Genomic DNA, 25,684 nt, shown 5'->3' on the forward strand with positions numbered 1-25,684 from the left:
GATATTACCGCATAAATTATAATCAAAAGCAAGATGTGAATAATAATTTTTTTTTATAAAAAAAAAGTTTTATTGAATTTTCAGGAAATTATTTTTTAATTGATAAAAGTCAAATTTTGGACGTTGAAATTTTAATTGATTTTTAAAGTCACTAAAAATTATGAAAAATAAAAAAGCCATAAAATAATATTTATGGCCTTGATAAAAATATTTTTTATTGAACTTTATTTGTTTTTTGCTCGTTCAAATGACTCAATAATTTCTTTACGGGCGGCATCTGCGTTATCCCATCCGTCAACTTTCACCCATTTACCTTTCTCTAATGCTTTGTATTGTTCAAAAAAGTGTTTGATTTGTGATTTGAGTAATTCAGGTAAATCATCAACATCTTTAATGTGATCATATTCTTTTGATAGTTTGCTGTGAGGTACTGCAACTAGTTTTGCATCTTGACCTGCTTCGTCTGTCATTTTTAATACACCAACTGGGCGGCAACGAATAACTGAGCCTGGTTGTAATGGGTATGGCGTTGGGACTAATACATCAACTGGATCGCCATCTAATGATAATGTGTGATTAATATAACCATAGTTACATGGATAAAACATTGCTGTAGCCATAAAACGGTCAACAAATACAGCGCCAGTGTCTTTATCAACTTCATATTTAATTGGATCTGCATTGGCTGGAATTTCAATCACAACGTAAATATCATCTGGTAATTCTTTACCTGCTGGTACATTTAAAAGTCCCATTTTTGTATCCTCTATCTAAGTTTATATAGTGTTTGTGAATAATAATAAGCGCACCTTATAAAGATTATTCAGTGTCGCTCAATTCTTTTAAATATTGAAAAATTTGTCTTGCCGTTTTGGTTGGCTTGTTTGTTTCTTGCTCTTTTTTTGCTAAACGGGCTAAGGTTCGTAATTGCTGACGATCGGCAGTTGGGTACAAACCGATAATAGTTTCGGCATCGCCAGTTGCAATCAATTCATCACGAAGTTTTTCAAGTTTGTGAAATAGGGCGATTTGCTGATTATGGCGATTTTTAAGTTTATCAAGTGCTTGACTAATTGGGTCAATATCTCGGTTACGCAGCAGTTTACCAATGTATTGAATTTGGCGGCGATACCCTTCTTTTTTTATTTTCTGCGCAAGTCCAATTGCATAAGTGAGATCTTCATCGAGAGGAATTTTTTCAAGTTCGTTTTTGCTTAGCTTGACAAGTTCAATCCCTAATTTTTTTAAAGCTTCAGCATCACGTTTAATTTCACTTTTACTAACGTAGATGATTTCGTCATCTTCAGTGTCAATAGCGAAGTTGGGTTCTAGATTTGTCTCTTGATTGTAATTCATGTTATTTCTTTTGTTAACTATTGTGTAATTCTAGCTTATTATAGCGTATCGCTAGCAGAATTGTAGAAAATAATAAAATGAGTATTGAACAGATTAAAAAAGAAGCTTTAAATCAAAAAGAAACTTTATCGGCAATTGTTGCTAATGCTATTGAGCAAGCAAAGTCACGTGTTGATGAAGTTGAGGTATCGATTAATAAGTCAACAGGTATTAATGTTAGCACTCGCATGGGTGAAACCGAGAATGTTGAATTTAATAGTGATGGTGCGTTATCTATTACTGTTTATCAAAATGAACGTAAAGGGAGTGCTTCTACCAATGATTTGTCTTCTCAGGCTATTTTGCAAACGGTGAATATGGCGATTGATATTATGCAATATACTTCGCCAGATCCTTGTTCAGGTTTGGGTGATGTGAGTCAAATGGCATTTAATCCACCTGATTTAGATTTATTTCATCCTAGTGATTTGAACGTTGATAATGCCATTGAGCAGGCTAAACAAGCCGAATTAACTGCGTTAAATCATTCCAAATTGATTAATTCTGATGGCGGTTATTTTAGTAGTCGCTATGGCGTTTATGTTTATGGTAATAGTTTGGGGATGTTGCAAGGTTATTGCGCAAGTTCACATTCACTTTCATGCTCAGTTATTGCTCAACAAGCAGGGCAGATGGAAAGTAATTATGCTTATACTTCATCACGTGATTATAGTCAGCTCAAGTCCGCTGATTGGATTGGTGTGCAGGCGGCTGATAGGGCGATCTCACATTTAGGCGCTAAACAGATCGCAACAATGCAAACTCCTGTGTTATTTAGTGCAGAAGTTGCCGTTGGACTCATTAGGCATTTAGTAGGTGCTATAAGTGGCGGTGCCATTTATCGTAAATCTTCTTTTCTTTTAAATAGTGTAGGGAAGGTGATTTTTCCTAATTGGTTAACTATTTATGAGGATCCTTTTATTTTAAAAGGCGTTGGATCATCGCCTTTTGATAGTGAAGGGACAAAAACAGTTAAGCGCAATATTGTTGAGCAAGGTGTGTTGCAAACTTATTTGTTAGGCAATTATTCAGCTCGTAAATTAGGCTTAAAATCGACTGGGCATGCAGGTGGGATTCATAATTGGTTTGTATCGCCAAGCCATGCAAATGCTAGTTTTGATGAGATGCTAAAAAAATTGGATAAAGGTGTTTTGGTGACTTCGTTAATGGGGCAAGGTGTTAATAGTGTGACTGGTGATTATTCGCGTGGAGCTACAGGATTTTGGGTTGAGAATGGAAAAATTCAATATCCAGTTAGTGAAATCACCATTGCTGGTAATCTTAAAGATATGTATAAAAATATTGTGGAAATTGGAAATGATATCGAAACCAGAACAAGTATTCAATGTGGCTCAATTTTGATTGATAATATGAGTATAGCGGGGAAATAAGGATTAGCATGGCTGATTTGTTAAAAAGTACTTTTTTTCAAAAACTAATTGCATGGATGCCTGGATTAGGCAGTTTATTACAGTATAAACGAGAATATCTTAATTTTGATATTAAGGCTGGTTTATCAGTTGCTGCTGTTTCGTTACCTGTGTCAATTGCTTATGCTGAATTGACTGGTGTTGGCGCTATAGCTGGACTGTATTCGACCATTTTGCCTTTAATTGTATATGCGTTTTTTGGTTCTTCTAAACAATTGATTGTAGGACCTGATACAGCAACTTGTGCTGTAGTTGCCGCTGTTGTGTTACCTTTAGCGGCTAATGATCCAATATTGCGCTGGCAATTAGTTATTATATTAACAATAATGATAGGCATTTGGTGTATCATTGCTGGAAAGTTACATCTTGGTGCTTTAGCCGACTTGCTTAGTCAGCCTATTTTAATTGGTTTGCTTAATGGCATATCAATTACCATTATGGTCGATCAGTTAGCCAAGACCTTAGGCTTTAGCTACGATTATTCTTATTTGATTGAGCGAATAGTCTATTTCCCTTTTAAATTGTCAGAAATTCATATAGGCACTGCACTCGTTTCGTTTTTTACTTTGTCTATTTTAATTGCCTTAAAGCGATTAAAACCTCTATATCCTGCACCTTTATTAGCTGTTATTGTGATGACGTTTTTTTCGTGGGTGTTTAATTTTGAATATTTTAATATTCGTATTATTGGTAATGTTAGCAGTGATTTTATTCCTACCGAGTCATGGCTTGATTTTGATAAAGGATTAATGCGTGATTTAGTTGTTCCTTCACTTAATATTGCTATCATCTGTTTTGTTAGTATGATGATAACTGTACGCAGTTTTGCATCAAAAAATAACTATGAAACCAATGCCGATGTTGAATTTAAAGCGTTAGGTATAGCTAATATTGTAGCAGGGTTATCACAAGGGTTTGTTGTTAGTGGTACATCATCAAGAACAGCTGTAAATGATGCAAATGGAGGTAAAACGCAACTAGTTTCGATTATTGCAGCAATATTAATTGGTATTGTGGTATTGTTTTTCCTTTCGCCTTTACAATATATTCCAATTTGTGTGTTAGGGGTTATTTTAATATATTCTTCAATTTCACTCATTAATTTTCAAACCATCGTTCGCTTTTTTAAATTTGATCGAGACGCTTTTTATTTGAGTTTGATAACACTTATTTCAGTACTTGTTATAGGGATTATTCCTGGTATGGCGTTAGCGGTACTATTGGGGTTATTTTTATTTTTACGTCGAGTATTTAGACCTAAAGATCAGTTATTAGGTGTTGATGAAAGTGGTCGGATTCATTCTATAAGCCAAAATGTGCAACCGATCAGTAATACAATGATTTATCGATTTAATTCTCCGCTAACTTATTTCAATATCGCTTATTTTAAGCGAAGAATTATCAGTTATATTGATGAGTCTAGTGATCCAATAAGCTATGTTATTGTCGATGCAATCCCTTGTTTTACTTATAAAGATGTGAGTGTGCTGTCGGGAATTGATGAATTAGTGAAGTCTTTAAAAGTAAGAAATGTTACCCTAATTTTATCTGGTCGACGTAAAACACTTAAAAATTGGTTTAAACAGATGAATATTAAGCTTGATGATGAGTATATCGAGTTTGCTTATGATCTTTATTTTGCAGTTAAGTTAGCTCAAAGTAAGGGCCATATGGATAATAAAACTGATGATGAATCTGAACATTTATCATGACTATTCATCAAATATGTAGGATCTGTTTTAATTATCTGACATTTCTCAATTATTGACAGATAAAGTAATATTAATATAGACAATCGCCTACAAATTTAAGTACAATATTAGATCTTTCAAATAAAGTATTTTAGTAAAAAATTAGAGGTAAAAATGGCACGTGTAACTGTTCAAGATGCAGTAGAAAAAATTGGTAATCGCTTTGATCTCGTTCTTGTAGCAGCGAGACGCGCTCGTCAATTACAAGTGGAAAATAAATCACCACATGTTCCTGAAGAGAACGACAAAGAAACTGTTATTGCTTTACGTGAAATTGAAGATGGTCTTGTTAATAAACAGATTCTTGATATTGCTGATTTTCAAGCTCGTCAAAACAAAGAGGAAGAAACACGAGCAACACTTCATGAGTCGATTCTTCTCGAAAACACACCATCATACGAATAAGCTTTACAGGAATTGCTTATGCAATATTTTGATGGCTTAAAAGAGGTTGTAGCATCTTATCTTCCGTCTAAACAAGTCGAATTGATACAAGATGCTTATCTTTTTGCTAAAAATGCACATGAAGGGCAATTCCGATGTAGTGGTGAACCTTATATTACTCACCCAGTTGCAGTTGCAACATATCTAGCTGAGATGCGGCTTGATTATGAAACAGTTATTGCCGCACTTTTACACGATACTATTGAAGACACTCCTGTCACTTTTCAAGATATTACCGACAAATTTGGTAAACATGTTGCCATTTTAGTCGAAGGTGTCTCTAAACTTGATAAATTAAAATTCCGTAACAGGCAAGAAGCACAAGCTGAAAATTTTCGGAAAATGGTGCTTGCTATGACTGAGGATGTGCGTGTAATTTTAATTAAACTTGCTGATCGTACGCATAACATGCGTACACTTAGTGCTTTAAGACCTGATAAACGTCGTCGCATTGCTAAAGAAACCCTTGAAATTTACGCACCTTTGGCTCATCGTTTAGGTATCAATCACATCAAAACAGAACTTGAGATTTTGGGCTTTACAGCAATGCATCCAAATCGAGCTAAAGTGATTGAAAAAGTCGTTAAAACAGCGCGAAATACGCGAAAAGAGCTAATTCAACAAATTTTGTCTGAAATCCGTGGGCGATTACATGACGCTCATATTGATGCAGAAGTTACTGGTATCGAGAAAAATATCTATGTTATTTATCAAAAGATGAAACTACGTGAACAACATTTTCATTCTATCATGGATATTTACACTTTTAGAATTGTGGTAAAAGATGTTGATGGTTGTTATCGTGCTCTTGGACTGGTACATAATTTGTATAAACCACGTCTTAATCGTTTTAAAGATTATATCGCTATTCCCAAAGCAAATGGCTACCAATCATTGCATTCATCGTTAATAGGCCCTCACGGTACACCAGTTGAAGTCCAAATTCGTACCGAAGATATGGATCAAATGGCTGAAATGGGTGTTGCTGCTCATTGGGCGTATAATGCAGTTGATGAATTAAACAATACTACTGCGCAAATTAAAGCTCAGCGCTGGATGCAAAGCCTGTTAGAATTGCAACAAAGCGTAGGGAATTCTTTCGAATTTATCGAAAACGTTAAATCTGATTTGTTTCCTAAAGAGATTTACGTTTTTACTCCCAAAGGACGTATTGTGCAATTACCAGAAGGAGCAACAGCAGTTGATCTTGCTTATGCAGTCCATTCTGATATTGGTTATCAATGCATTGGCGCAATTGTTGATCGTAAACCTTATCCTTTATCACAACCATTAAGCAGTGGGCAAACAGTTGAAATTATTACTTCTCCTGAAGGCCATCCTAATGCTAGTTGGTTAAATTTTGTGGTTAGTGCTAGAGCGAAGTCGCGTATTCGTCAGGCGCTTAAAACTCTTAAGCGTGAAGATGCAATTGAATTGGGTCGACGTTTATTGAATCTTTCGTTAGTTAAATCTGGCGGTATTAATGGACTGTCAGAAAGCCAAAAGGCTAGAGTGGTTGAGTTAGCCAAATTGTCCAATTTTGATGATGTCTTAGTCGAAATCGGATTAGGTAATATTATGAGCCATTTTATTGCCAAAGGTTTAGAACATAAAGCGCTGCTGCAAAATAAATCAGAGTCAAATAAAACTCTTGTTATTACTGGCAGTGAAGGCGTTTCTGTTACATTTTCTAAGTGTTGTCATCCGATTCCTAATGATCCTATTGTTGGGCATGTTAGTCCAGAGAAGGGGTTAATTGTGCATCATGAATCTTGTCGAAATGTTACTGGTTATCAAAATAATCCAGAAAAATATATTTCACTTAAATGGGCTCCGGATATTTCTCAACGTTTTGTTGCTGAAATTTGGCTCGATATTTTAAATACTCAAGGTTCTTTGGCGCATATACTGTCAATTATTAATGATGAAAATACTCGCTTGCAATGGTTAAATACCGAAGAAAAAGATAGGCAGATTTATACTGTTATTCTACAGATAGAAGTAAAAAATACCCAGCAACTTAATGAATTAATTCGTAAAATGTTACTACAACCTGATGTAGTAAGTGTTAAACGAAATATAAATTAGTCATTATGATAAATCGTTTTTTTGACCATTTACCGTTGATAAAACTAACGGGAATAGGTGAAAGTCTAGAAAAAAAGTTCAATACATTAGGTATCTATACCGCTAAAGATCTGTTATTGCATTTTCCTTTACGTTATGAAGATCGTACTTCATCTTGCGCTATTGCTGACGCCAATATTGGTGAATTTACGACAATTGAAGGTGTTATTATTAAAAGCGAAATTGCTTTTAGTCGTAAACAAATGCTAGTTTGTTACGTTCAAGATGATTCTGGTATTGCAATATTACGATTTATGCATTTTACTGCCAGCATGAAGGCTTCGCTAATTAAAGGTAAGTGGATCAGTGCTTATGGTGAAATAAAACGTGGTAAAAATTATCTTGAAATAATTCATCCACAATTTAAATTAAAAACAAGTCGAGACGAAAAATCTACTACGTTAGAAGATGATCAAGAAAGATACACACCTATTTATTCAACTACTTATGGATTAACTCAGGCTGTGATTCGACGGTCAATTATGGCTGCGCTAATTTTGCTGAAAAATAATCCTTCAGAAGAAGTTTTACCTCCACAGCTAGCTTGTCAGTTTTTGTCGGCTTTTGATTCTTTAAATATTATTCACAATCCACCCATTGATACTGAGATTGAACAGTTGGAGTCGGGTGATCACCCAGCTATTAAGCGGTTTATTTTTGAGGAATTGATTGCTTATCATTTGAGTATGTTAATGATAAAAAAACATAATCAAAGACAGCAGGCACACTTGTTTTCCCCGACTCAACACTTGATTAACCCGTTTTTATCATCATTACCTTTCACGCCAACCCATGCTCAACAGCGAGTTGTGCAAGAGATTTATCTCGATATGGCAAAACCAGTACCTATGATGCGATTAATTCAAGGTGATGTTGGTTCTGGTAAAACATTAGTAGCAGCTTTAGCAGCGTTGAATGCAATTGAAAATGGTTGCCAAGTGGTTTTGATGGCACCAACAGAAATATTAGCCGAGCAACATTATAATAATTTTAGTACTTGGTTTGGGCCGTTGGGAATTAGTGTTGATTGGTTGTCAGGAAGATTAACCGCCAAAAATAAGCGACAGCGTTATGAGCGCCTTCAAAAGGGTGAAATTACTATGTTAATTGGTACTCATGCAGTATTTGTTGATAAAGTAGAATTTACCTCTTTAGGTCTTGTCATCATTGATGAACAGCATCGATTTGGTGTTAATCAACGCCTAAGTCTTTGGGAAAAAGGAATTAAAGATCATCTTTATCCGCATCAATTAATTATGACGGCAACGCCTATTCCAAGAACATTAGCCATGACCATTTATGCTGATTTAGATGTTTCTGTTATTGATGAATTACCACCCGGAAGAACACCAATTAACACAGTTGTAATACCTAATAATCGCCGAGATGAAATTATTGAACGTGTAAATCAAGCTTGCTTAGCAAACCGCCAAGTTTATTGGGTGTGTACTTTGGTCGAAGAGTCCGAAATACTTGACGCACAAGCGGCTGAAATGCTGGTTGCAGAATTGCAAATGCGTTTGCCGCATTTAAATATTGCGTTAGTGCATGGTAAAATGAAGTCTGATTTAAAACAATCAGTTATGCAAGAGTTTAAAGCAGGAAAAATTCAACTGCTGGTTGCTACAACAGTTATTGAAGTTGGTGTTGATGTTCCTAATGCTAGTTTAATGATTATCGAAAATGCAGAACGTTTAGGTTTAGCTCAGTTACATCAGTTGCGTGGGCGAGTTGGACGTGGCACGGCAGTATCTCATTGTGTATTAATGTATCAAGCTCCTCTAAGTAAAGTTGCTCAAGCACGCATGAAGGTAATGCGTGAAAGTACTGATGGATTTGTTATTGCCCAAAAAGATCTTGAACTTCGTGGTGGTGGTGAAATTTTAGGGACTCGGCAAATGGGTACAGCTAATTTTAAAGTTGTTGATTTGATTCGCGACCAGCATTTGATTAGTGAAATTCAAAATATATCTTATGACATCCAAAAAAACCATCCACACAGTGCTGAACAATTAGTTGATTGTTGGCTTCCAAATCGTGAAAAGTATATTAATGCATAAAACTTAGCTGATTTTTTCTGATAAGTTTTGAAATTATCAATCTGAATCATATCTACAAATTGTGTAACGGTTTATTGCATAGTAATTTGATGTGTAGAATGTAGTCTTGTACCTTTAATTTAATATATTTACTTATTTTATATATCTGTTTATGTTCGCATGATGATTTGCGCTTTGCAGCATTGTGCCTATCGTGTAATATAGATAGTATTATAAAAAATGGAAAGAATTGCGAATATTGTATGAAATCAACTATAAAATTACTCCCTATCTGTTTTGTTACATTGGCATTAGTAGGATGTGGATTAAAAGGTCCGCTTTATCATCCAGTTGAAAAAACAGCAATGCAACAAACAAAACTAACAACTGCTTCAATTCAATCTGGTTTATTTATTTAAATTGCATAATGGAATAACATGATGGATTTTTTAAATTATCAACAAAATCGTTTATTTGCCAATCAGATAGCGATAGCGGATCTTGCTAAGCAGTATGGTACACCATTATATGTTTATTCGGCCGAATACATAAGTAAACAGTTTTTAGAGTATGAACATGCTTTGGTTAATAATAAACATTTGGTTTGTTATGCGGTTAAAGCTAATAGTAATTTGGCTGTTTTGAGTTTACTTGCAAAACTGGGTGCTGGTTTTGATATTGTTTCACAAGGTGAGTTAGAACGAGTATTAAAAGCAGGAGCAGATCCTAAAAAAATTGTCTTTTCAGGTGTTGCTAAATCAATAGTTGAAATTGAACGTGCGCTTGAAGTTGGTATTAAGTGCTTTAATGTTGAATCTGAGGCTGAATTATACCGAGTTGATGAAGTTGCTAAAAGATTAGGTAAAATTGCACCGATTTCATTGAGAATCAATCCTGATGTGGATGCTAAAACACATCCTTATATTTCAACAGGTCTTCGCGAAAATAAATTTGGTATTAGCTATGAGTTAGCTTTGAATGTTTATCGAAAAGCAAGCTCATTAGCTAACATTAAAATCGTTGGTATTGATTGCCATATTGGCTCTCAATTAACTCAATTGTCACCATTTCTTGATGCTGCCGATCGTATACTCGCTTTAGTTGATAAATTGCAATCTAATAATATTGTAATTGAACATATTGATTTAGGTGGAGGTTTAGGGGTCTGTTATGATAACGAACAACCACCAACAGCATCGCAACTTGTAACCGAACTTAAGAACAAATTAGTTGATTATCCTGATATTGAAATTTTGTTCGAACCAGGGCGTTCGATTGTTGCTAATTCAGGGTTGCTAATTACTAAGGTGGAATATACCAAACACCAAGATAATAACCATTTTGCAATTGTCGATGCAGGTATGAATGACTTAATTCGTCCCGCTCTTTACGATGCTTGGATGAGAGTGTTACCTGAAAAGCAACCACAAACTGGTGATGAATTTTCGGTCTATAATGTTGTGGGACCTATTTGCGAATCTAGCGATGTGTTGGCTTATCAGCGTGAGCTTTCGGTTAAACAAGATGATTTGTTGGTAATTTGTAGTGCTGGTGCTTATGGCTTTAGTATGGCATCAAATTATAATAGCCATTTACGACCAGCAGAAGTGATGCTTATTGATGATAAACAACATAAATTAATTCGCCAGCGTGAATCCTTCGATGATTTATGGCGAGGTGAAGTAGTTTTATAATATTTAACAGGTTATTGAATGCTTAATTATAATAGCATTCCTCTTTTAGTTGATGTTGGTAACCAGTTTAGACTAAAAGTTAAAAATAAAAACATGTTTGACAACAGAAGGTAAACTAGCGATGAACTTTTCAAAAATGCATGGACTCGGAAATGATTTTATGGTTATTGATGCTGTGACGCAAAATGTTCATCTTTCGACAGAAATGATTAAACGTATGGCAGATCGATATACTGGTGTCGGGTTTGATCAACTTCTTATTGTTGAGCCACCTTATGTACCAGATAGTGATTTTCATTATCGTATTTTTAATTCAGATGGTTCTGAAGTTGAGCAATGTGGTAATGGGGCTCGCTGTTTTGCACGTTTTGTTCGTTTAAAAGGCCTTAGCCGAAAACGAGTGTTAAAAGTTAGTACCATGAAAGGCAATATTGTTTTAACCGTAAATGATGATAATACTGTGCGTGTTAATATGGGACAACCTATTTTTGAACCTAACAAAATTCCTTTCAAAGCTATAAAAGAAGAAAAAACTTATATAATCCGAGCACAAGAACAGACTATATTATGTGGTGTTGCATCTATGGGCAATCCTCATTGTGTTGTTCAAGTCGATAATATTATAACCGCAGAAGTGGCAACACTAGGTCCATTATTAGAGCAGCATGAACGTTTTCCTGAACGTGCCAATATTGGATTTATGCATATTATTGATCGCAATAACATTAATTTACGTGTATTTGAACGTGGGGTTGGCGAAACACAAGCTTGTGGTACTGGTGCCTGTGCCGCAGTAGCAGTAGGCATCAATCAAGGATTATTAAACCAACAAGTTAATGTCAATTTACCTGGTGGCAAATTATTAATTGAATGGAAAGGTGGAAATCAACCACTTTATATGACTGGACCTGCTACACATGTATATGATGGTTTTATTGCTACTTAACTTTAACATCCCCCCCAATAGACTCTAAAACTTGTTGACAGAAAATAACAAGGCAAAAAACCTTCAGGTGGGGTATTGATTTTATTTAAGTTTTTATCTTTAACCGAAAAGAAAACGGTAGAAACATGAGATAACACGGTAATACAATAAACGCTAATTATGGTTGGTAAAAATACACAAAATTTAAGAGTAAAAAAAGCTCGGCAATCGTCTTCATCATTAAAATTGAATGATGAAATCGTTTGTCAATATATTATTGATAATCCAGATTTTTTTATGAGAAATGCCCGGTATGTTGAGTGTATGCAAGTGCCTCATCCTGTCAGGGGAATGGTTTCTTTACCAGAATGGAACATGGCGCGTCAGCGCAATAAAATTAACCAATTAGAGTGCGAAATTTCATTATTATTGGAACATGCCAGTGCCAACGAATTGTTGTTTAATCAGCTAATGGATCTGCAAATTGAATTAATTAAAGCACAGGATCTAAATCAACTTATTGTTTTATTAAACACATGGGCTAAATCATTAGGACTTAGTGGTGCTTATTTATATCTTTTTGGTGACAAATGGTTGCTTAATGCGCCATCAAATTACCATCATATAGCTTTAGATTCATCACAATTTGATTTTATTCGTGTTAGACATTTCCAGTACAGTCAACAATATTTAGGTACATTAAATTCAACTGAGCTTGATTTTTTATTACCTGATGAACACGGTTATGTTGGCTCAGTGGCATTATCTTTGTTAGGTCGATTTGGTGATTTGGGGCTTTTAATGTTTACTAGTGCTAATCCCGAACATTATCAAGCAGGACAAGGTACATTATTACTTGAAAAAATGAGTGAAATTTTACCAATTTTAATTAGCAGATGGATTATGCGAACAAAATAAGGACATAGCATGATGCAGCCTAATAAAAATGATAATACGGCATTAAAGCTGCCTGTTGATCAATTTTTAAATTATCTAAAGTCAGAAAAGCAACTAAGCTTAAATACTCAGATTAATTATCGACGTCAACTTTATGCGCTTATTTCGTTGGCAAGTGAAGTTGAAATCTCGAACTGGCAAAATTTGGATTCATCCGCAGTTAGATTGTTAATCAGTCGTAGCAAACAGACGGGCTTACAAGCAAGAAGCTTATCATTAAGACTTTCTGCTTTGCGTAGTTTTTGTGATTGGATGGTAAAAAACGAGCAGCTTACCGCTAATCCAGCTCGAGGCGTGCTAAATCCAAAATTAGGTCAACACTTACCCAAAAATATTGATATTGACGAAATTAATCAACTGCTTGATATTGATCATAATGATCCGCTTTCTGTTCGTGATAGAACTATGCTTGAAGTTATGTATGGTTCAGGTTTACGCCTTTCTGAATTAGTCGGTCTTAACTGTCAAGAATTGAATCTTGTTGATGGTGAAATTCGCGTAATGGGTAAGGGGAATAAAGAGCGAAAATTGCCATTAGGTCGAGAATCTATCAAATGGATTAAACACTGGTTGTCAATGCGGAATTTTTTAACACCACAAGATGATGCTTTATTTATTTCCAAATTGGGTAAGCGTATTTCACCGCGAAATGTTGAAAAACGGTTTGCTCAGTGGGGAATCAAACAAGGGTTAAGCAGTCATGTTCACCCTCACAAATTACGTCATTCATTTGCAACTCATATGCTAGAATCAAGTGGTGATTTGCGTGCAGTACAAGAATTGTTAGGGCATGCTGATTTATCAACGACCCAAGTCTATACGCATTTAGATTTTTCGCATTTATCTGAAGTTTATGATTCAGCCCATCCACGCGCTAAAAGGGGAAAATAACGATGCACTTTTATCGATCTATTAATAAGATTAAAGCGTTTACTTTTGATCTAGATGATACGTTATACAACAACAGCATGATCGTTGAAAAAGCGGAAGACGAAATGATCAAAACTCTTCAAGGTTATGAACAATTACGCACACTTACTTTACCCGAATATTTTGCTGAAAAGCGTGCTGTACTTGCATCTGACCCTGAAATTTATCACGATGTTATTGTTTGGCGAATTCAAACCATTACATCGCTATTAAATAAAACTAATATACCAGCATCAAAATTTGCTGATGTCATCGATGAAGCAATGAGTTGTTTTAATGTTTGGCGGCACAAGATGAACGTTCCTGAATCAACGCATACACTATTAACTAAATTAGCCACTAAATATCCTTTGGCTGTTATTACTAATGGTAACGTTGATATTAACAAAATTGGCATAGGTGATTATTTTCAATTTTCACTACGTGGTGGTGAACATGGCCGTTCTAAACCTTTTCCTGAAATTTTTGATTTAGCATCTCACAAACTTAATATTCCATCACACTCTATTTTACATGTGGGTGACAATTTATTAACGGATGTTAATGGAGCTATTGATAACGGCTTTTTAGCTTGCTTTATTAATATTTATAATCAGGATATTTTTCAGCTTAATGATACTAGATGTTTACCTCACATCGAAATAACACAATTGCCAGAATTAGAGAATCTGCTATAATTAACCTCCTTATCTGTACAAATAAACAGTAAAATAAATGCAAAGATACGTTTCTTTAGTAGTAATGGAAATTTTTACCTAAGAAGCTTTGTCTTTATTTATATTCTGTTAGATCACAGTGGACAAACGTATTCGGAATATGATGAAAATATTAATAACTCTTTCAACAATAATGCTACTTGACGGTTTCTATTATCAAAATAGGTTTGCATGTAATGGAAATTAATAAATTATTATTAGATGGCCTAAACACAGAGCAACAAAAAGCAGTTACTACCGATAGTCAATATTCAATTGTTCTTGCAGGTGCAGGGAGTGGCAAAACGCGTGTTTTAGTTCATCGTATTGCTTGGCTTTGTATTGAAAAGAGTTATTCACCTGGCTCAATTTTTGCGGTTACTTTTACCAATAAAGCGGCTATTCAAATGCAAGAACGTATTCAAGCATTAGTAGGCGAGGGTTATTTTAACGGTATGTGGGTGGGTACATTTCATGGGCTTACTCATCGTTTGTTACGCATGTTTCCTGAGCAAGCTAAGTTACCTCCTAATTTTCAACTTATTGATACTGAAGATCAAATTCGGCTTATTAAGCGAATTTTTCACGAGCTAAAAATCGACGAAAAACAATGGTCGCCAAAACAGTGTGCTGCTTTTATTTCTACTCAAAAGGAAAAAGGATTCCGAGCGGAAGATATTGTTCCTGAAGATCCTAAACAAGTGATGTGGCAGGCGATTTATCGAGACTACCAGACTATTTGCGATAGAGTTGGATACGTTGATTTTTCAGAATTAATCTTAAGAACGTATGAACTGCTTTGCCATAATCAAGACGTTTTAAATTATTGTCATCATCGTTTTTGTAATATCTTAATTGATGAATTTCAAGACACTAATAAGATCCAATATCGTTTGGTACAAAAACTGGCAGGTAATACAGCCAATGTAATGATTGTAGGCGATGACGATCAATCTATTTACAGTTGGCGTGGTGCTAATGCGGATAATCTCCAATTATTTATGAACGATTACCCTGAAACTGAAATTATTAGGTTGGAACAAAATTATCGTTCAACTGGTAACATTTTAGATGTAGCTAATAATTTAATATCTAAAAATCAGAACCGATTGGGTAAAAATTTATGGACAGATATAGGCGGCGGTGAACTGATTACGCTTTATATTGGTTTTAATGATATTGATGAGGCAAGATTTGTTGTCAGTCAAATAAAAAAGTTCCATGACGAAGGTGGAAAGTACGCAGATTGTGCGATATTGTACCGTAATAATGCACAATCACGTATATTTGAAGATACATTGTTGCAAGCGGGTTTACCTTATCAAATTTATGGATCTATTCGTTTTTATGAACGACAAGAAGTCAAATTAGCGCTTGCTTATTTACGGCTATTACATGACCACAATAATGACATGGCGTTTGAAGCTACAATCAATACCCCAACTCGAGGTATTGGTAATGTCACGCTAGATAAAATTAGATTGACTGCAAAGCAGTATAATATTTCATTATGGGATGCATGTATAATGCTAATCCAAACCAATGCTTTTACTGAACGGCAAAGCTCTGGGATTGGTCGTTTTTTGGAATTAATAGAATCAATTTTCGATAAAGTAGAGCTTAAACCATTTTATAAACAACTTGATATTATTATCAAATTATCTGGCATATTGCAAATGTATGAGCAAGAGCCTGGTATTAAAGGACAATCAAAGCTGGAAAATCTTGAAGAATTGGTATCGGCCGCTGAGCAGTTTTATCGCTTTAATGAAAATAACCTTATTCAAGATAAAGAAACGGGTAAGGCATTAACTGTGTTAGAATCATTTTTAGCATATACGTCATTAGAAAGCCGAGATGTAATTAGTGAACAAGATACAGTTCAACTAATGACTCTACATTCTGCCAAAGGTCTTGAATTTGATAATGTTTTTATTGTAGGACTAGAAGAGGGCATATTCCCAGACTTAAGATCTTCTCAAGACTTCGATAAACTTGAAGAAGAGCGTCGTCTTGCCTATGTTGGCATTACTCGAGCACGTAAGTATCTAACATTATCATTAGCTCAAATAAGGCGTCTATATGGTCATGAAGAACGTAATTTACCTTCACGCTTTTTATCTGAATTACCCATTGATAAATTAAATGAAATTAGTTATCAAGGAACAATGTCGCCTGAAAAAATAAAGTCTCCTCCTAAAAAGAAGCCTCAATGTGATGGTTACAAATTAGGTCGTAAAGTGTTACATAAACGTTTTGGTGAAGGAACTATTGTTAATCTTGATGGCGAAGGTGATCATAAGCGAGTACAAATAGCTTTTGTTAATGAAGGTATAAAATGGCTAGTAGTTAAATTAGCAAATCTTACTTTATTGTAGATTTCTTTTAAGTAAAATTTGTGACTACTTTCTTGAACGGGAATTAATTGTTAAACTAATTCCCATTTTTTATATATTATAGCTCAGCTTGTTCTTTTACAGATTCAGAAAAAATCTGATTAAACGACTTGTCGGTACGATTACAAATCCAATTATTATCGATGTAATCAAAATGATAACCTTGTTTTTGAGTGGCTAACCATACCTGAAAGAGTGGTTCTTGGGTATTAATGATGATTTTACTGCCATTGGGAAAACTAATGGTGATAACATTGCCGTTTGTTTCATAATCTAAATCGATGTCATGCTCATTTACATAATTATCCAAGAATAGTTCGATTTTGTTGAATAACTGTTCGGTAATGGTATGAAATTGTGTGATATTCATAAAGAGATATTCATTCAAATAAATAATAGAGCGATATTAACATAAATGAATATACTCCGCCACAGCAAGGTGGCAAGAGTAAAAGTAGGTACTGATTTACTAATTAGCGAGTGGTAAGGAACAGGCAATAGTAAGTAGCTTATATTGCTCGTTATCATGAGTGATAGCTATCCAACGGTTTGCTATCTCAATTGTGTTGACTAATTTTCCATCACCAAAATTATTTTCGATTGTTCTAAGCTTTCCTTTTGCTAACTCCATTTTGTCGCAATTGGCATAATATTCGATCCTTATGGAATGATAAGGTGTCTCTGTACCATCATCATTTTTTTGTACCAATGCTGGGCTATAATTAGTCACTTCACTAAATACACGAATTTTGGAGTTGAAAGGGTGAAGGTTGATCGATTTTCTATCTAAAAATGAATAGCCAATAGTATTATTGTCGTTAGTTTTTGATGTTGGAATGAATTGTTCTCCTACTCTTGGATCTTTTAAACTTTCAACAGAAGTATTTTCATTTGCTTTTGTATCGATATTAGCTTTTTCCCCTGAGGCATGGCTGAATGCTGCAAAAGAAAAGAGAATTAAAAATAAATTGACCTTTTTCATTTAAATTTTTTCTCCATCTTTTGAGTTAGTATCTGTAGGATTAGCTTGTGATTGAGTTTGTTGTTTTTCTTTTTGCATTTTTTCTTGATTTGCTTTAATTCGCTCTTGCAGTTCAGCTTCTTGTTTTTCGATGATTGGTTTTAGATCTGGGCGAGTCGTAAGAATTGTTTCTTTTTCTAAATCGCCTTGAATAGAACAAAAAATACTACTTTGATTATTAGCAGAAGATTCTAAATAAAGCGCTTTATTAATTGTACCAAACCTTGGAATAACACCATCGATGGCATAAATATCATCTTCCCATGTTTTAGATTTTGATTTTCTATCATAAATTTTGGCGTTTGCTATGTAAGTATTTTGGCTATAGTGTAACCAATTAATATTGCTTAAAGCACTTTTAATTTCATCTTGCTTGTTATCAAAGATAAATCCCCAATAAAGAAACTGACCAGATAAAGTAGTTGAAATATAAATATTTTGATAGCCAACAATTTCTAAACCATGATACTTAAGTGGTTTTTTAAACATGACTTTATTTTTGTCGGGTTTTTGAATAGATTCAACAGGAATATAAGTTACATTATCGGGAGTGGTTGCTAAATCAACGTATTGATTTATTGACTCTTGATGTTTAGATAATTGTTCAAAAAACTGATTATCACATTGCAAAAATGTATCAATTACCTTATCTGTTTCATCCTGTATATTATTTGTTTGGGCAAAAGATACACAAGAAACGAATGATGCGCAAACTAGCACAGAAATTTTTTTGAGAAGCATGGCGAATTTCCTTGAACCACAATTATATTTCTTCTTTTGTAAAGGAAGATTGTAAAGTAATGTAAATATAAATGTCAATTGACATTATTTCAATTCTCAACAAAGACCATTAAATCACCGTTTTTAAAGGATATTTTAATCAAATCACTAATCGCTTTGTTTCTTAAACTCACAACTCCTCCTAGCGATAATGTGGCATCAATTAAGGGGTATTGAAAGCCTGTAATGGTTACACCAGTTACTTTCGAAAATGGCATTAGTGAAATAATATGATCTTTTACATTGGTTATTTCTTGATGATGTTTGGCAAAAAAGAAATGGCAATAATTATCATAAAAGGTAATTTGATACTGATGATAATATCTTATTGCAACAGAAATATTCCCCAAAAAGTGATCACTAGCATGACCACTAGCACCATAAACATCAAATGCTTTCACCCCTTTACCTGCTAAAAACAAAATTGCTTTTTCAAAATCAGTTTTATTTTGGTCAGGTGTATGAATAATTTTAGTTTTAGGTGGAATTGCTTTGTTAGGATTATAGCTATCTAAATCGCCAATAATAAAGTTTGGTTCGATTGACAAAGTCGACAGATAATTATGGTAAGCCCCATCTGTGCAAGCAATATAAGCATAATTATCCAAATGGTGAAAGTCATGTTGTGGTGGCTCGCCATTGATAAAGAGTAAAGCTCTATTTTGTGACATTACACTTTTTTCCTTTTGCTAATCTTATTGGTGAATCATAAAGCTAACGTATATGCCATGATAATAGCGTCTTCTTGTTTACCATTAGTTGTTGGGTAATAATTTTTTCTAATCGTTATTTGGTTAAATCCCAGCGTGTGATATAGCTTAATTGCTGCCGTATTTGATTGTCTGACTTCAAGCCAAAGTGTTGAGATTGGGCAGGGCGATTTTATCGTAATTAACGCATCTATTAAATGGTTAAGCAGCTTCCTTGCTAGTCCTTGCTTTCTAAAATCGGGATGTATTGCAATGTTAAATAAATTTGCTTCATCTACTACATGTTGGCAAATACAAAACCCAACTATTTGGTTATTAATCGTTATTTTAAAATTGAGATAATGCTCACCTTGGTTTGAAAGGAATGTTTGTTTTGACCAAGGAATTGCATGGCAAATCTTTTCTAATTCAAAAGCTTTTTTTAAATCATGTTCTGTGAGGATGGAAATAGTTTTCATATTGACATAATTGTTGCCATAGTAGGCGTTTTTGTTGTGGTGCTTTTGCAAGCTGATTTAAACTGGTTGTTTGAATAGTTAATGGGTTAACCCATGACTCATCCAAGGTAATATCAATAAACCAAATTACTGTTTTAATTTCATCAGCAGGAATAATTAATTGTTGTGGAGTTAAAAACAATACTTGTTCTTCAGTTAGATGGATAGCATTTAAAATATCATAATAGATTTTTTGTGTTGGTTTTTGTTCTGCAACTACAATCATTCTAATTTCTTCACTTATTTGTGTCGCTATTTCACCTTTGAAAACATTAGCATTCCTCAAAACGTATTGAGTTATATTGCACTGTTTTAGGTACCAATCTTGCTGTGTCATTATTGACTTACTGTTTTTTATTAGAGATTAAAGATAGTTAATTGTATAATCAATGCATCAATTTATAAAGGTTTTTCATTGAGGAAATATGGCAACATCTGCTTTTACCCCAGCAAGTCAAGTACTTGAGCGTCACCAAACATTTTTTAACGATAAAAATGTGCTGATAGCTGGTGATATTCAGGATAATTATCCATCTATTATGTCGGCAAATCAAGTTAAGATTCATTGCACACAATTTCATACTTATTTACGTCTAAAAGCTAGTGCACGAGGCAATCACACCTATTTTTCATTATTGCCCGAAGCGGATTTTTACGTTGGAATGAATACGTTGATTTACTATTGGCCAAAAACTAAAAACGAAGCACAATTTCAGCTTTCTTATTTATTACATAATATGCCAAAAGACAGTGATATTTTTATCATAGGTGAAAATAGAACAGGTGTAAAAAGCGTGGAAGCTTTATTGAATGATTTTGGTACAATTCAAAAAATCGATAGCGCAAGACGTTGTGGTTTATATCATTTTCAGGCAGATAGCCGTTTAGTATTTAATCTTGATGAATGGTGGTTAAATTATCATTTAACTATTGAAAATCAGAATATTGAAATAAAAAGCTTACCTGGTGTTTTTAGCCAAAAAGGGTTAGATGCTGGTAGTGAATTATTGTTAAATGCATTGATGGATCGTACTGATATTATTAAAGGTAATGTATTAGATGTGGGATGTGGTTCGGGCATTTTGTCCACGGTGCTAGGTAAATTAAATCCTGATATAGCACTAACGTTATCTGATGTAAGCTGTGCAGCAATTGAATCAAGTAAAGCCACGTTAAACCGTAATCATGTTAATGCCACAGTTGTAGCAAGTGACGTTTTTTCAAATCTAAATGATAAATATCATCTTATTGTTTCGAATCCACCTTTTCATGATGGTAAACAGACTAATTACACGGCCGTTAATACGTTAATCAAAGAAGCAAAAAAACACCTAAAATTAAATGGTTATTTGTGCATTGTGGCAAATTCATTTTTACCGTATCAAACCATTTTAGATGAAACATTCAAAAGCGTTGAAGTGATTGCCCAAACGACGAAATTTAAGGTTTATCTAGCAAGCCATTAATAAGTGCTGTTTATTTTGTTTAAAAAAATAGGGCGATGTTATCGCCCTAGGTATAAAATTTAAATATTTAAAAACAAACTGATTTCACTATTCTTGATATCATATCTGGATTAAGAGAGAGCTTCTTTTAATGCCTGCATTTCATTATAGGTAAAATCACAGCGCATAAATTCTTGGTCAAGAAGAATAGGAACAGAGTTGCTTTCTCCAACTACGGCCAACACATTACATTTATTTCTAATCTTATCACCTATAATGATTGGTCCACCGTTTGAGTCTTTATTAAAATTGGCTGCATATTTAGCATTTATTCCTTGTGCATTGCTTGCACGATATAAGGCAGTTATTATTTTACCATAAGAGACTAGTTTAACTGGTACAATAACAGGTGTTAATTTTTGCCCGTTAATTTCCTTGATAACTTTTATCATTTTATGTGTTCTTAAGAAACATCCTAAACTCATCCATGTAACCAACAACAACAAAAGAATAAGACCAGTAGTAGCCACAAATACAGTCCGCATATTATCAATAGCTAAATTGATTGTTACTAGTGATGGATCATCGGCCGAAGCGACAGTTACAACTTGATAATTTCCTTTTTTCCCCCCAATGAAAGTATAATCACGCTTAATAACTTGTCCTGTATCAGTGGTAATTTTTACTGAACAGTTATCAACAATACGTCTTGCACGACATGTTCCTTCTACATCATAGTCAACCACAACTGGATTCTGTGATATTTTATAATCATCAATTAATCCAGGATAATTTCTTATGGCCATAAATAAAGCTAACGCAAAGAGAAGTATTGCTGCAAGTAATCTTCTTATTTGATGTAATGAGCTTTCTTGCTTTAACTTCATGACTTTTAAAGAGCGAGTTGGAAATACTTCTACTAATTTATTCATCAATGCCATTTTATCAATATACTCCTTATTAAAAATAAAAATTTCATGTCTAAAGGCTAAAATTGTGAATTTAAAAGCTAACCTTTAATCACAATAAAACAAATAATTTATTTGTTATTTTTTATTAAATTAGACTAAATATTAACATAATATTTACTTTGTAGGAATTACTCATATTGTTTACAGCAATTTGACAAACGACTTCAAATTAAATAACCCTAGAAAACTGCTGCTGCCTTGCCATTTTTCGCATATAAATATCAAAGCACATACAAATATTGCGTATCAATAAATGTCCTTTAGGTTGGACTTCGATTATATTGTTATTGATTGTCACTAATCCATCTTTTTGCAATGGCGCCAGTAATTTTAAATCTTCAGCAAAATAATCATCAAATTGAATTTGGTATTGTTGTTCAATAACATTTTTATCTAAATGAAAATGGCAGATAAGCTGTTTTATCACATCACGACGAATCTTATCGTCACGATTTAAGGTGAATCCTTTCCATAATCCATGTCCTTTTTGCTCAACCTGAGTTTGATAGATTTTTAGATCTTTCTGATTTTGCGCATAACTATCACCTAACATACTAATGGCCGACACACCAAGTCCAAGTAAATCAGCATCGCCTTGAGTTGTATACCCCTGAAAATTACGATGCAATTTATTTTCTTGTTGAGCAATAGCTAATTCATCAGAGGGCTTAGCAAAATGATCCATACCGATAAAGTGATAACCAGCTTCGGTTAACTTTTTAATGCTAGTTTGTAGGATCTGCAATTTTTGATTGGCATTAGGCAAATCATCATCTTTAATTTTTCGTTGGGCAGCAAAACGGCTCGGTAAGTGGGCATAATTAAATACACTTAAACGATCGGGAGAAATATCAATCACTTTATTGAGCGTTTCGGCAAAACTTTCAATGGTTTGTTTTGGTAGGCCATAAATTAAATCTAAACTAATTGAGTGAAAATTATTTTTACGTGCTTGATTAATAAGAGACCGTATTAATGTTTCATCTTGTTCACGATTAATTAGGCTTTGGATTTCGTGATTAAAATCTTGAATTCCCATACTTAGCCTATTAAAACCAACACTTGCTAAATGGTCAATTGTTTGTTGTGTTATTTCACGCGGATCAATTTCGATGGATAGTTCGGCATTAGCAACAAAATTAAAATGCTTTTTTAACGAGGTAATCAATCGAGTAATTTCAGCATCGTTTAAAAAAGTTGGTGTACCCCCTCCCCAGTGCATTTGTGTTACCGTGCGATGTTTAAATAATTTTGCGCGTTCGGCAATTTCAATATCTAAAATGTCAAGGTATTTGGTAACTTTTTGTGTTTGGCGAGTAATAAGCTTATTACAACCACAGAAATAACAAAGCTTATGACAAAACGGAATATGCACATAAAGCGATAACGGTTTTGTGGGATAACGAGTTGCCGCCGATAAAAATTCTTGCTCATTAAATTTTTCGTTAAATTCAAGTGCAGTAGGGTAAGAGGTATATCTTGGGCCAGAATAATTATATTTTTCAATTAACGCTTGATCCCATAATTGCGTATCAGTCATGCTTTTTACTTCCGCTTATGTCTATCTTTAGTGTTGTTATTTTTATGAGTTTTTACTATTGCTTTTTGTTGGTTCTTGATTTTGGTTTTAATTTTGATTCGATTAGTTTTATTTAAATATAACAATGTGCAAATCAATAACCCAAAATATAAACTTAACATAATTAATATTGGCACTATGAATTGCTCACTTTTAATTATTAATTGACTGAATAAAAGTAATGGATTCTAAGTTTAAATTATCAGTAGGAATATTACTTTTGGATGATATTCCTACTCATATCAAGACACATACTATCACGATTGCTAATTATATTTTCCTATTATTAGTTTCGTTTTAATAAACTAACAATATCTTCTTTCTTTTCGTCTAATTCATCAAAATCATCAAAGTCGTCATCAGTATAACCAAGCTCTTGCATCAGTTCATCGATACGATTCAATTTGCTATCAAGATAAATTTGTTGATCTTTAGTGAGTTTGGCTTTTTGCTCGACTAGATCAAGTAACATATCTAATTTTGGATCGTTCTCTAATTGTTCTAATTCTTGTTGAGGTGATAAAATCGTTTTAATTGTTTTAGATTGTTTAACAGGTTTTTCTATATTGTTAGAATCTTCAACAATTAAAGAAATAGGTTTTTTGCTCCCCACTCTTGGATCTTTGGTTGTTTTTGTCGAATTTTTATTTTTATTATTATTTAGTTTATTAAAGCGAGAGCCACTTGGCAAACCTTTGTGTTTGCGTTTACGCTTCAGTTCCCGAGATTCTTCATTAATCTCTTGACGGCTTTTTTTAGCTTTCTGTTTTGATTTATTTTTTAACATAAAATCTCTGTCTAATATTAGGGTTAATCATTTTACAAACGTATTTTATCAGTAAGTCCAAAATATAGCTATGATGAAGACGTCATGCTAATTTAAGATTGTAAAAAAATAAATTTATGTATAATCTGAGACGAATAAATTTGTTAGACCGAATTAGAGAACAATAAAATGAAAAATCACTTAAGCCCTTATCTGAAATTCAATCGTCAAGAATGGGCTAGCTTACGTAATACGGTACCAATGACTTTAACAGCAGAAGAATTAGTTTCGTTACAAGGTATTAATGAAGATTTATCCATGGATGAAGTGAGTGAAATTTATTTACCTTTATCTAGATTACTTAATTATTACATCAGCAATAATTTTAATCGGCAAGCTGTTTTATCTAAATTCTTAGGTAAAAGTCAAAAAACACCTTACATTATTGGCATTGCAGGCAGTGTTGCTGTAGGTAAAAGTACTACCGCTAGAGTACTACAAGCATTATTAACCCGTTGGCCTGAACATCGCAAAGTATCTTTGGTAACAACTGATGGTTTTTTATATCCAAATAGATATCTTGAAGAACATGGAATAATGAATAAAAAAGGGTTTCCTCAGTCTTACGATATAAAAAAATTGCTTAATTTTGTTGCTGATATAAAATCAGGACAGGCACAAGTTAAAGCACCCGTTTATTCTCATTTAGTTTATGATATTGTCGAAGATGAAGAAATCGTTATTGATAGTCCTGACATTTTGATTCTTGAAGGTTTGAATGTACTGCAAAGTACACTGAATTATCCACAAGCGAATAACCGAGTTTTTGTTTCGGATTATGTCGATTTTTCAATTTATGTTGATGCTGATATGTCATTATTACATGATTGGTATGTAAATCGGTTTTTAAAATTTAGGGAGGGTGCATTTAGCGATCCTAACTCTTATTTTAATCACTACTCAAAACTTCCAGAACATGAAGCTACAAATATTGCCAATCGTATTTGGCGAGAAATTAATGAATTAAATTTAGTTGAAAATATTTTACCTACAAAAGAACGAGCGAACCTTATTCTAACTAAAGGTAAAGATCATAAAGTCAATTGTGTTCAATTAAGAAAATAAAATTAAG

At 33.7% G+C, this 25,684-nt stretch carries 25 protein-coding genes; 14 read left to right on the forward strand and 11 right to left on the reverse strand.

The window, feature by feature from the left end; translation table 11 throughout:
* Nucleotides 1-224: 224 nt before the first annotated feature.
* A complete protein-coding gene (gene ppa / locus A9G32_RS05175; protein WP_065589290.1) occupies nt 225-755 on the reverse strand; it encodes an inorganic diphosphatase in 531 nt (176 codons plus the stop codon).
* A 64-nt stretch (nt 756-819) separates the two neighbouring features.
* Nucleotides 820-1,356, reverse strand: a complete 537-nt coding sequence (gene yjgA, locus A9G32_RS05180; RefSeq protein ID WP_065589289.1) for a ribosome biogenesis factor YjgA — start codon at nt 1,354-1,356, stop codon at nt 820-822.
* A 77-nt stretch (nt 1,357-1,433) separates the two neighbouring features.
* Between yjgA and pmbA the strand changes: the two genes are divergently transcribed.
* The 12 genes from pmbA (at nt 1,434) to uvrD (ending at nt 16,765) form a co-directional block, all read left to right on the forward strand.
* Nucleotides 1,434-2,786, forward strand: a complete 1,353-nt coding sequence (gene pmbA / locus A9G32_RS05185; RefSeq protein ID WP_065589288.1) for a metalloprotease PmbA — start codon at nt 1,434-1,436, stop codon at nt 2,784-2,786.
* An 8-nt stretch (nt 2,787-2,794) separates the two neighbouring features.
* Nucleotides 2,795-4,537 carry a SulP family inorganic anion transporter gene (locus A9G32_RS05190; RefSeq protein ID WP_218055846.1) on the forward strand — a complete coding sequence of 581 codons (1,743 nt, stop codon included), beginning with the start codon at nt 2,795-2,797 and terminating at the stop codon, nt 4,535-4,537.
* A gap of 153 nt (nt 4,538-4,690) precedes the next feature.
* On the forward strand, nt 4,691-4,981 hold the full coding sequence (gene rpoZ, locus A9G32_RS05195; protein ID WP_034912518.1) for a DNA-directed RNA polymerase subunit omega: 291 nt from the start codon (nt 4,691-4,693) through the stop codon (nt 4,979-4,981).
* Between the two features lie 18 nt (nt 4,982-4,999).
* The gene (spoT, locus tag A9G32_RS05200; protein ID WP_065589287.1) at nt 5,000-7,108 is read left to right on the forward strand and encodes a bifunctional GTP diphosphokinase/guanosine-3',5'-bis pyrophosphate 3'-pyrophosphohydrolase; all 2,109 of its coding nucleotides are present in this window, start codon (nt 5,000-5,002) and stop codon (nt 7,106-7,108) included.
* A gap of 5 nt (nt 7,109-7,113) precedes the next feature.
* Nucleotides 7,114-9,207, forward strand: coding sequence for an ATP-dependent DNA helicase RecG (gene recG, locus A9G32_RS05205; RefSeq protein WP_065589286.1), 2,094 nt, complete (start codon nt 7,114-7,116; stop codon nt 9,205-9,207).
* A gap of 242 nt (nt 9,208-9,449) precedes the next feature.
* Entirely contained in the window at nt 9,450-9,605 is a 156-nt protein-coding gene (lptM, locus tag A9G32_RS12780; protein ID WP_141672655.1) for an LPS translocon maturation chaperone LptM, read from the forward strand.
* A gap of 21 nt (nt 9,606-9,626) precedes the next feature.
* On the forward strand, nt 9,627-10,880 hold the full coding sequence (lysA, locus tag A9G32_RS05210; protein ID WP_065589285.1) for a diaminopimelate decarboxylase: 1,254 nt from the start codon (nt 9,627-9,629) through the stop codon (nt 10,878-10,880).
* A 121-nt stretch (nt 10,881-11,001) separates the two neighbouring features.
* Nucleotides 11,002-11,826, forward strand: coding sequence for a diaminopimelate epimerase (gene dapF / locus A9G32_RS05215; RefSeq protein ID WP_065589284.1), 825 nt, complete (start codon nt 11,002-11,004; stop codon nt 11,824-11,826).
* A gap of 159 nt (nt 11,827-11,985) precedes the next feature.
* Nucleotides 11,986-12,723: a DUF484 family protein gene (locus tag A9G32_RS05220; RefSeq protein WP_065589283.1), complete on the forward strand. Its 738-nt coding sequence runs from the start codon at nt 11,986-11,988 to the stop codon at nt 12,721-12,723.
* A 9-nt stretch (nt 12,724-12,732) separates the two neighbouring features.
* A complete protein-coding gene (gene xerC, locus A9G32_RS05225; RefSeq protein WP_335339988.1) occupies nt 12,733-13,653 on the forward strand; it encodes a tyrosine recombinase XerC in 921 nt (306 codons plus the stop codon).
* Nucleotides 13,654-13,655: 2 nt separating this feature from the next.
* Nucleotides 13,656-14,369 (forward strand): 5-amino-6-(5-phospho-D-ribitylamino)uracil phosphatase YigB, encoded by a 714-nt coding sequence (gene yigB / locus A9G32_RS05230; protein WP_034912504.1) that lies wholly within the window; start codon nt 13,656-13,658, stop codon nt 14,367-14,369.
* Between the two features lie 215 nt (nt 14,370-14,584).
* The gene (gene uvrD / locus A9G32_RS05235) at nt 14,585-16,765 is read left to right on the forward strand and encodes a DNA helicase II (RefSeq protein ID WP_141672654.1); all 2,181 of its coding nucleotides are present in this window, start codon (nt 14,585-14,587) and stop codon (nt 16,763-16,765) included.
* Nucleotides 16,766-16,841: 76 nt separating this feature from the next.
* Here the strand turns inward: uvrD and cyaY are convergent, their stop codons facing one another.
* From cyaY to A9G32_RS05265, 6 genes are all read right to left on the reverse strand, one after another.
* The gene (cyaY, locus tag A9G32_RS05240) at nt 16,842-17,153 is read right to left on the reverse strand and encodes an iron donor protein CyaY (protein ID WP_034912502.1); all 312 of its coding nucleotides are present in this window, start codon (nt 17,151-17,153) and stop codon (nt 16,842-16,844) included.
* Nucleotides 17,154-17,252: 99 nt separating this feature from the next.
* Entirely contained in the window at nt 17,253-17,765 is a 513-nt protein-coding gene (locus A9G32_RS05245; RefSeq protein ID WP_065589282.1) for a surface-adhesin E family protein, read from the reverse strand.
* Nucleotides 17,766-18,545, reverse strand: coding sequence for a hypothetical protein (locus A9G32_RS05250; protein WP_065589281.1), 780 nt, complete (start codon nt 18,543-18,545; stop codon nt 17,766-17,768).
* An 89-nt stretch (nt 18,546-18,634) separates the two neighbouring features.
* Nucleotides 18,635-19,255 carry a thiamine diphosphokinase gene (locus tag A9G32_RS05255; protein WP_065589280.1) on the reverse strand — a complete coding sequence of 207 codons (621 nt, stop codon included), beginning with the start codon at nt 19,253-19,255 and terminating at the stop codon, nt 18,635-18,637.
* Nucleotides 19,256-19,290: 35 nt separating this feature from the next.
* Entirely contained in the window at nt 19,291-19,752 is a 462-nt protein-coding gene (rimI, locus tag A9G32_RS05260; protein ID WP_065589279.1) for a ribosomal protein S18-alanine N-acetyltransferase, read from the reverse strand.
* Entirely contained in the window at nt 19,721-20,128 is a 408-nt protein-coding gene (locus A9G32_RS05265) for a DNA polymerase III subunit psi (RefSeq protein WP_081296758.1), read from the reverse strand. Before A9G32_RS05265 ends, rimI begins: the two co-directional genes overlap by 32 nt.
* A gap of 88 nt (nt 20,129-20,216) precedes the next feature.
* Here A9G32_RS05265 and rsmC point away from each other — a divergent pair, with 88 nt between their 5' ends.
* Entirely contained in the window at nt 20,217-21,257 is a 1,041-nt protein-coding gene (gene rsmC, locus A9G32_RS05270) for a 16S rRNA (guanine(1207)-N(2))-methyltransferase RsmC (RefSeq protein ID WP_065589277.1), read from the forward strand.
* A gap of 110 nt (nt 21,258-21,367) precedes the next feature.
* Here the strand turns inward: rsmC and A9G32_RS05275 are convergent, their stop codons facing one another.
* From A9G32_RS05275 to yihI, 3 genes are all read right to left on the reverse strand, one after another.
* Nucleotides 21,368-22,177 (reverse strand): hypothetical protein, encoded by an 810-nt coding sequence (locus tag A9G32_RS05275; protein WP_065589276.1) that lies wholly within the window; start codon nt 22,175-22,177, stop codon nt 21,368-21,370.
* A gap of 199 nt (nt 22,178-22,376) precedes the next feature.
* Complete coding sequence (hemN, locus tag A9G32_RS05280; protein ID WP_065589275.1) at nt 22,377-23,747, reverse strand: oxygen-independent coproporphyrinogen III oxidase; 1,371 nt, start codon at nt 23,745-23,747, stop codon at nt 22,377-22,379.
* A 325-nt stretch (nt 23,748-24,072) separates the two neighbouring features.
* Nucleotides 24,073-24,573: a Der GTPase-activating protein YihI gene (gene yihI / locus A9G32_RS05285; RefSeq protein WP_065589274.1), complete on the reverse strand. Its 501-nt coding sequence runs from the start codon at nt 24,571-24,573 to the stop codon at nt 24,073-24,075.
* A gap of 168 nt (nt 24,574-24,741) precedes the next feature.
* On the opposite strand from yihI, the gene coaA reads away from it, so the two are divergent.
* Nucleotides 24,742-25,677 carry a type I pantothenate kinase gene (gene coaA, locus A9G32_RS05290; RefSeq protein ID WP_065589273.1) on the forward strand — a complete coding sequence of 312 codons (936 nt, stop codon included), beginning with the start codon at nt 24,742-24,744 and terminating at the stop codon, nt 25,675-25,677.
* The last annotated feature ends 7 nt before the right edge of the window (nt 25,678-25,684 follow it).

Origin of the sequence: Gilliamella sp. Gris3-2, from assembly GCF_001690345.1 — a bacterium.
Classification (GTDB): Bacteria; Pseudomonadota; Gammaproteobacteria; order Enterobacterales; family Orbaceae; genus Gilliamella; species Gilliamella bombi.

What these genes read in the sequence shown, in the direction of transcription:
- A9G32_RS05265 (WP_081296758.1), bottom strand. Translation starts at nt 20,128, where the DNA reads ATGACACAGCAAGATTGGTACCTAAAACAGTGCAATATAACTCAATAC.
- A9G32_RS05255 (WP_065589280.1), bottom strand. Translation starts at nt 19,255, where the DNA reads ATGTCACAAAATAGAGCTTTACTCTTTATCAATGGCGAGCCACCACAA.
- A9G32_RS05275 (WP_065589276.1), bottom strand. Translation starts at nt 22,177, where the DNA reads ATGGCATTGATGAATAAATTAGTAGAAGTATTTCCAACTCGCTCTTTA.
- pmbA (WP_065589288.1), top strand. Translation starts at nt 1,434, where the DNA reads ATGAGTATTGAACAGATTAAAAAAGAAGCTTTAAATCAAAAAGAAACT.
- cyaY (WP_034912502.1), bottom strand. Translation starts at nt 17,153, where the DNA reads ATGAATATCACACAATTTCATACCATTACCGAACAGTTATTCAACAAA.
- hemN (WP_065589275.1), bottom strand. Translation starts at nt 23,747, where the DNA reads ATGACTGATACGCAATTATGGGATCAAGCGTTAATTGAAAAATATAAT.
- xerC (WP_335339988.1), top strand. Translation starts at nt 12,733, where the DNA reads ATGATGCAGCCTAATAAAAATGATAATACGGCATTAAAGCTGCCTGTT.
- uvrD (WP_141672654.1), top strand. Translation starts at nt 14,585, where the DNA reads ATGGAAATTAATAAATTATTATTAGATGGCCTAAACACAGAGCAACAA.
- yihI (WP_065589274.1), bottom strand. Translation starts at nt 24,573, where the DNA reads ATGTTAAAAAATAAATCAAAACAGAAAGCTAAAAAAAGCCGTCAAGAG.
- A9G32_RS05190 (WP_218055846.1), top strand. Translation starts at nt 2,795, where the DNA reads ATGGCTGATTTGTTAAAAAGTACTTTTTTTCAAAAACTAATTGCATGG.
- rpoZ (WP_034912518.1), top strand. Translation starts at nt 4,691, where the DNA reads ATGGCACGTGTAACTGTTCAAGATGCAGTAGAAAAAATTGGTAATCGC.
- A9G32_RS05245 (WP_065589282.1), bottom strand. Translation starts at nt 17,765, where the DNA reads ATGAAAAAGGTCAATTTATTTTTAATTCTCTTTTCTTTTGCAGCATTC.
- yjgA (WP_065589289.1), bottom strand. Translation starts at nt 1,356, where the DNA reads ATGAATTACAATCAAGAGACAAATCTAGAACCCAACTTCGCTATTGAC.
- recG (WP_065589286.1), top strand. Translation starts at nt 7,114, where the DNA reads ATGATAAATCGTTTTTTTGACCATTTACCGTTGATAAAACTAACGGGA.
- dapF (WP_065589284.1), top strand. Translation starts at nt 11,002, where the DNA reads ATGAACTTTTCAAAAATGCATGGACTCGGAAATGATTTTATGGTTATT.
- lptM (WP_141672655.1), top strand. Translation starts at nt 9,450, where the DNA reads ATGAAATCAACTATAAAATTACTCCCTATCTGTTTTGTTACATTGGCA.
- ppa (WP_065589290.1), bottom strand. Translation starts at nt 755, where the DNA reads ATGGGACTTTTAAATGTACCAGCAGGTAAAGAATTACCAGATGATATT.
- rimI (WP_065589279.1), bottom strand. Translation starts at nt 19,752, where the DNA reads ATGAAAACTATTTCCATCCTCACAGAACATGATTTAAAAAAAGCTTTT.
- lysA (WP_065589285.1), top strand. Translation starts at nt 9,627, where the DNA reads ATGGATTTTTTAAATTATCAACAAAATCGTTTATTTGCCAATCAGATA.
- A9G32_RS05250 (WP_065589281.1), bottom strand. Translation starts at nt 18,545, where the DNA reads ATGCTTCTCAAAAAAATTTCTGTGCTAGTTTGCGCATCATTCGTTTCT.
- coaA (WP_065589273.1), top strand. Translation starts at nt 24,742, where the DNA reads ATGAAAAATCACTTAAGCCCTTATCTGAAATTCAATCGTCAAGAATGG.
- yigB (WP_034912504.1), top strand. Translation starts at nt 13,656, where the DNA reads ATGCACTTTTATCGATCTATTAATAAGATTAAAGCGTTTACTTTTGAT.
- spoT (WP_065589287.1), top strand. Translation starts at nt 5,000, where the DNA reads ATGCAATATTTTGATGGCTTAAAAGAGGTTGTAGCATCTTATCTTCCG.
- A9G32_RS05220 (WP_065589283.1), top strand. Translation starts at nt 11,986, where the DNA reads ATGGTTGGTAAAAATACACAAAATTTAAGAGTAAAAAAAGCTCGGCAA.
- rsmC (WP_065589277.1), top strand. Translation starts at nt 20,217, where the DNA reads ATGGCAACATCTGCTTTTACCCCAGCAAGTCAAGTACTTGAGCGTCAC.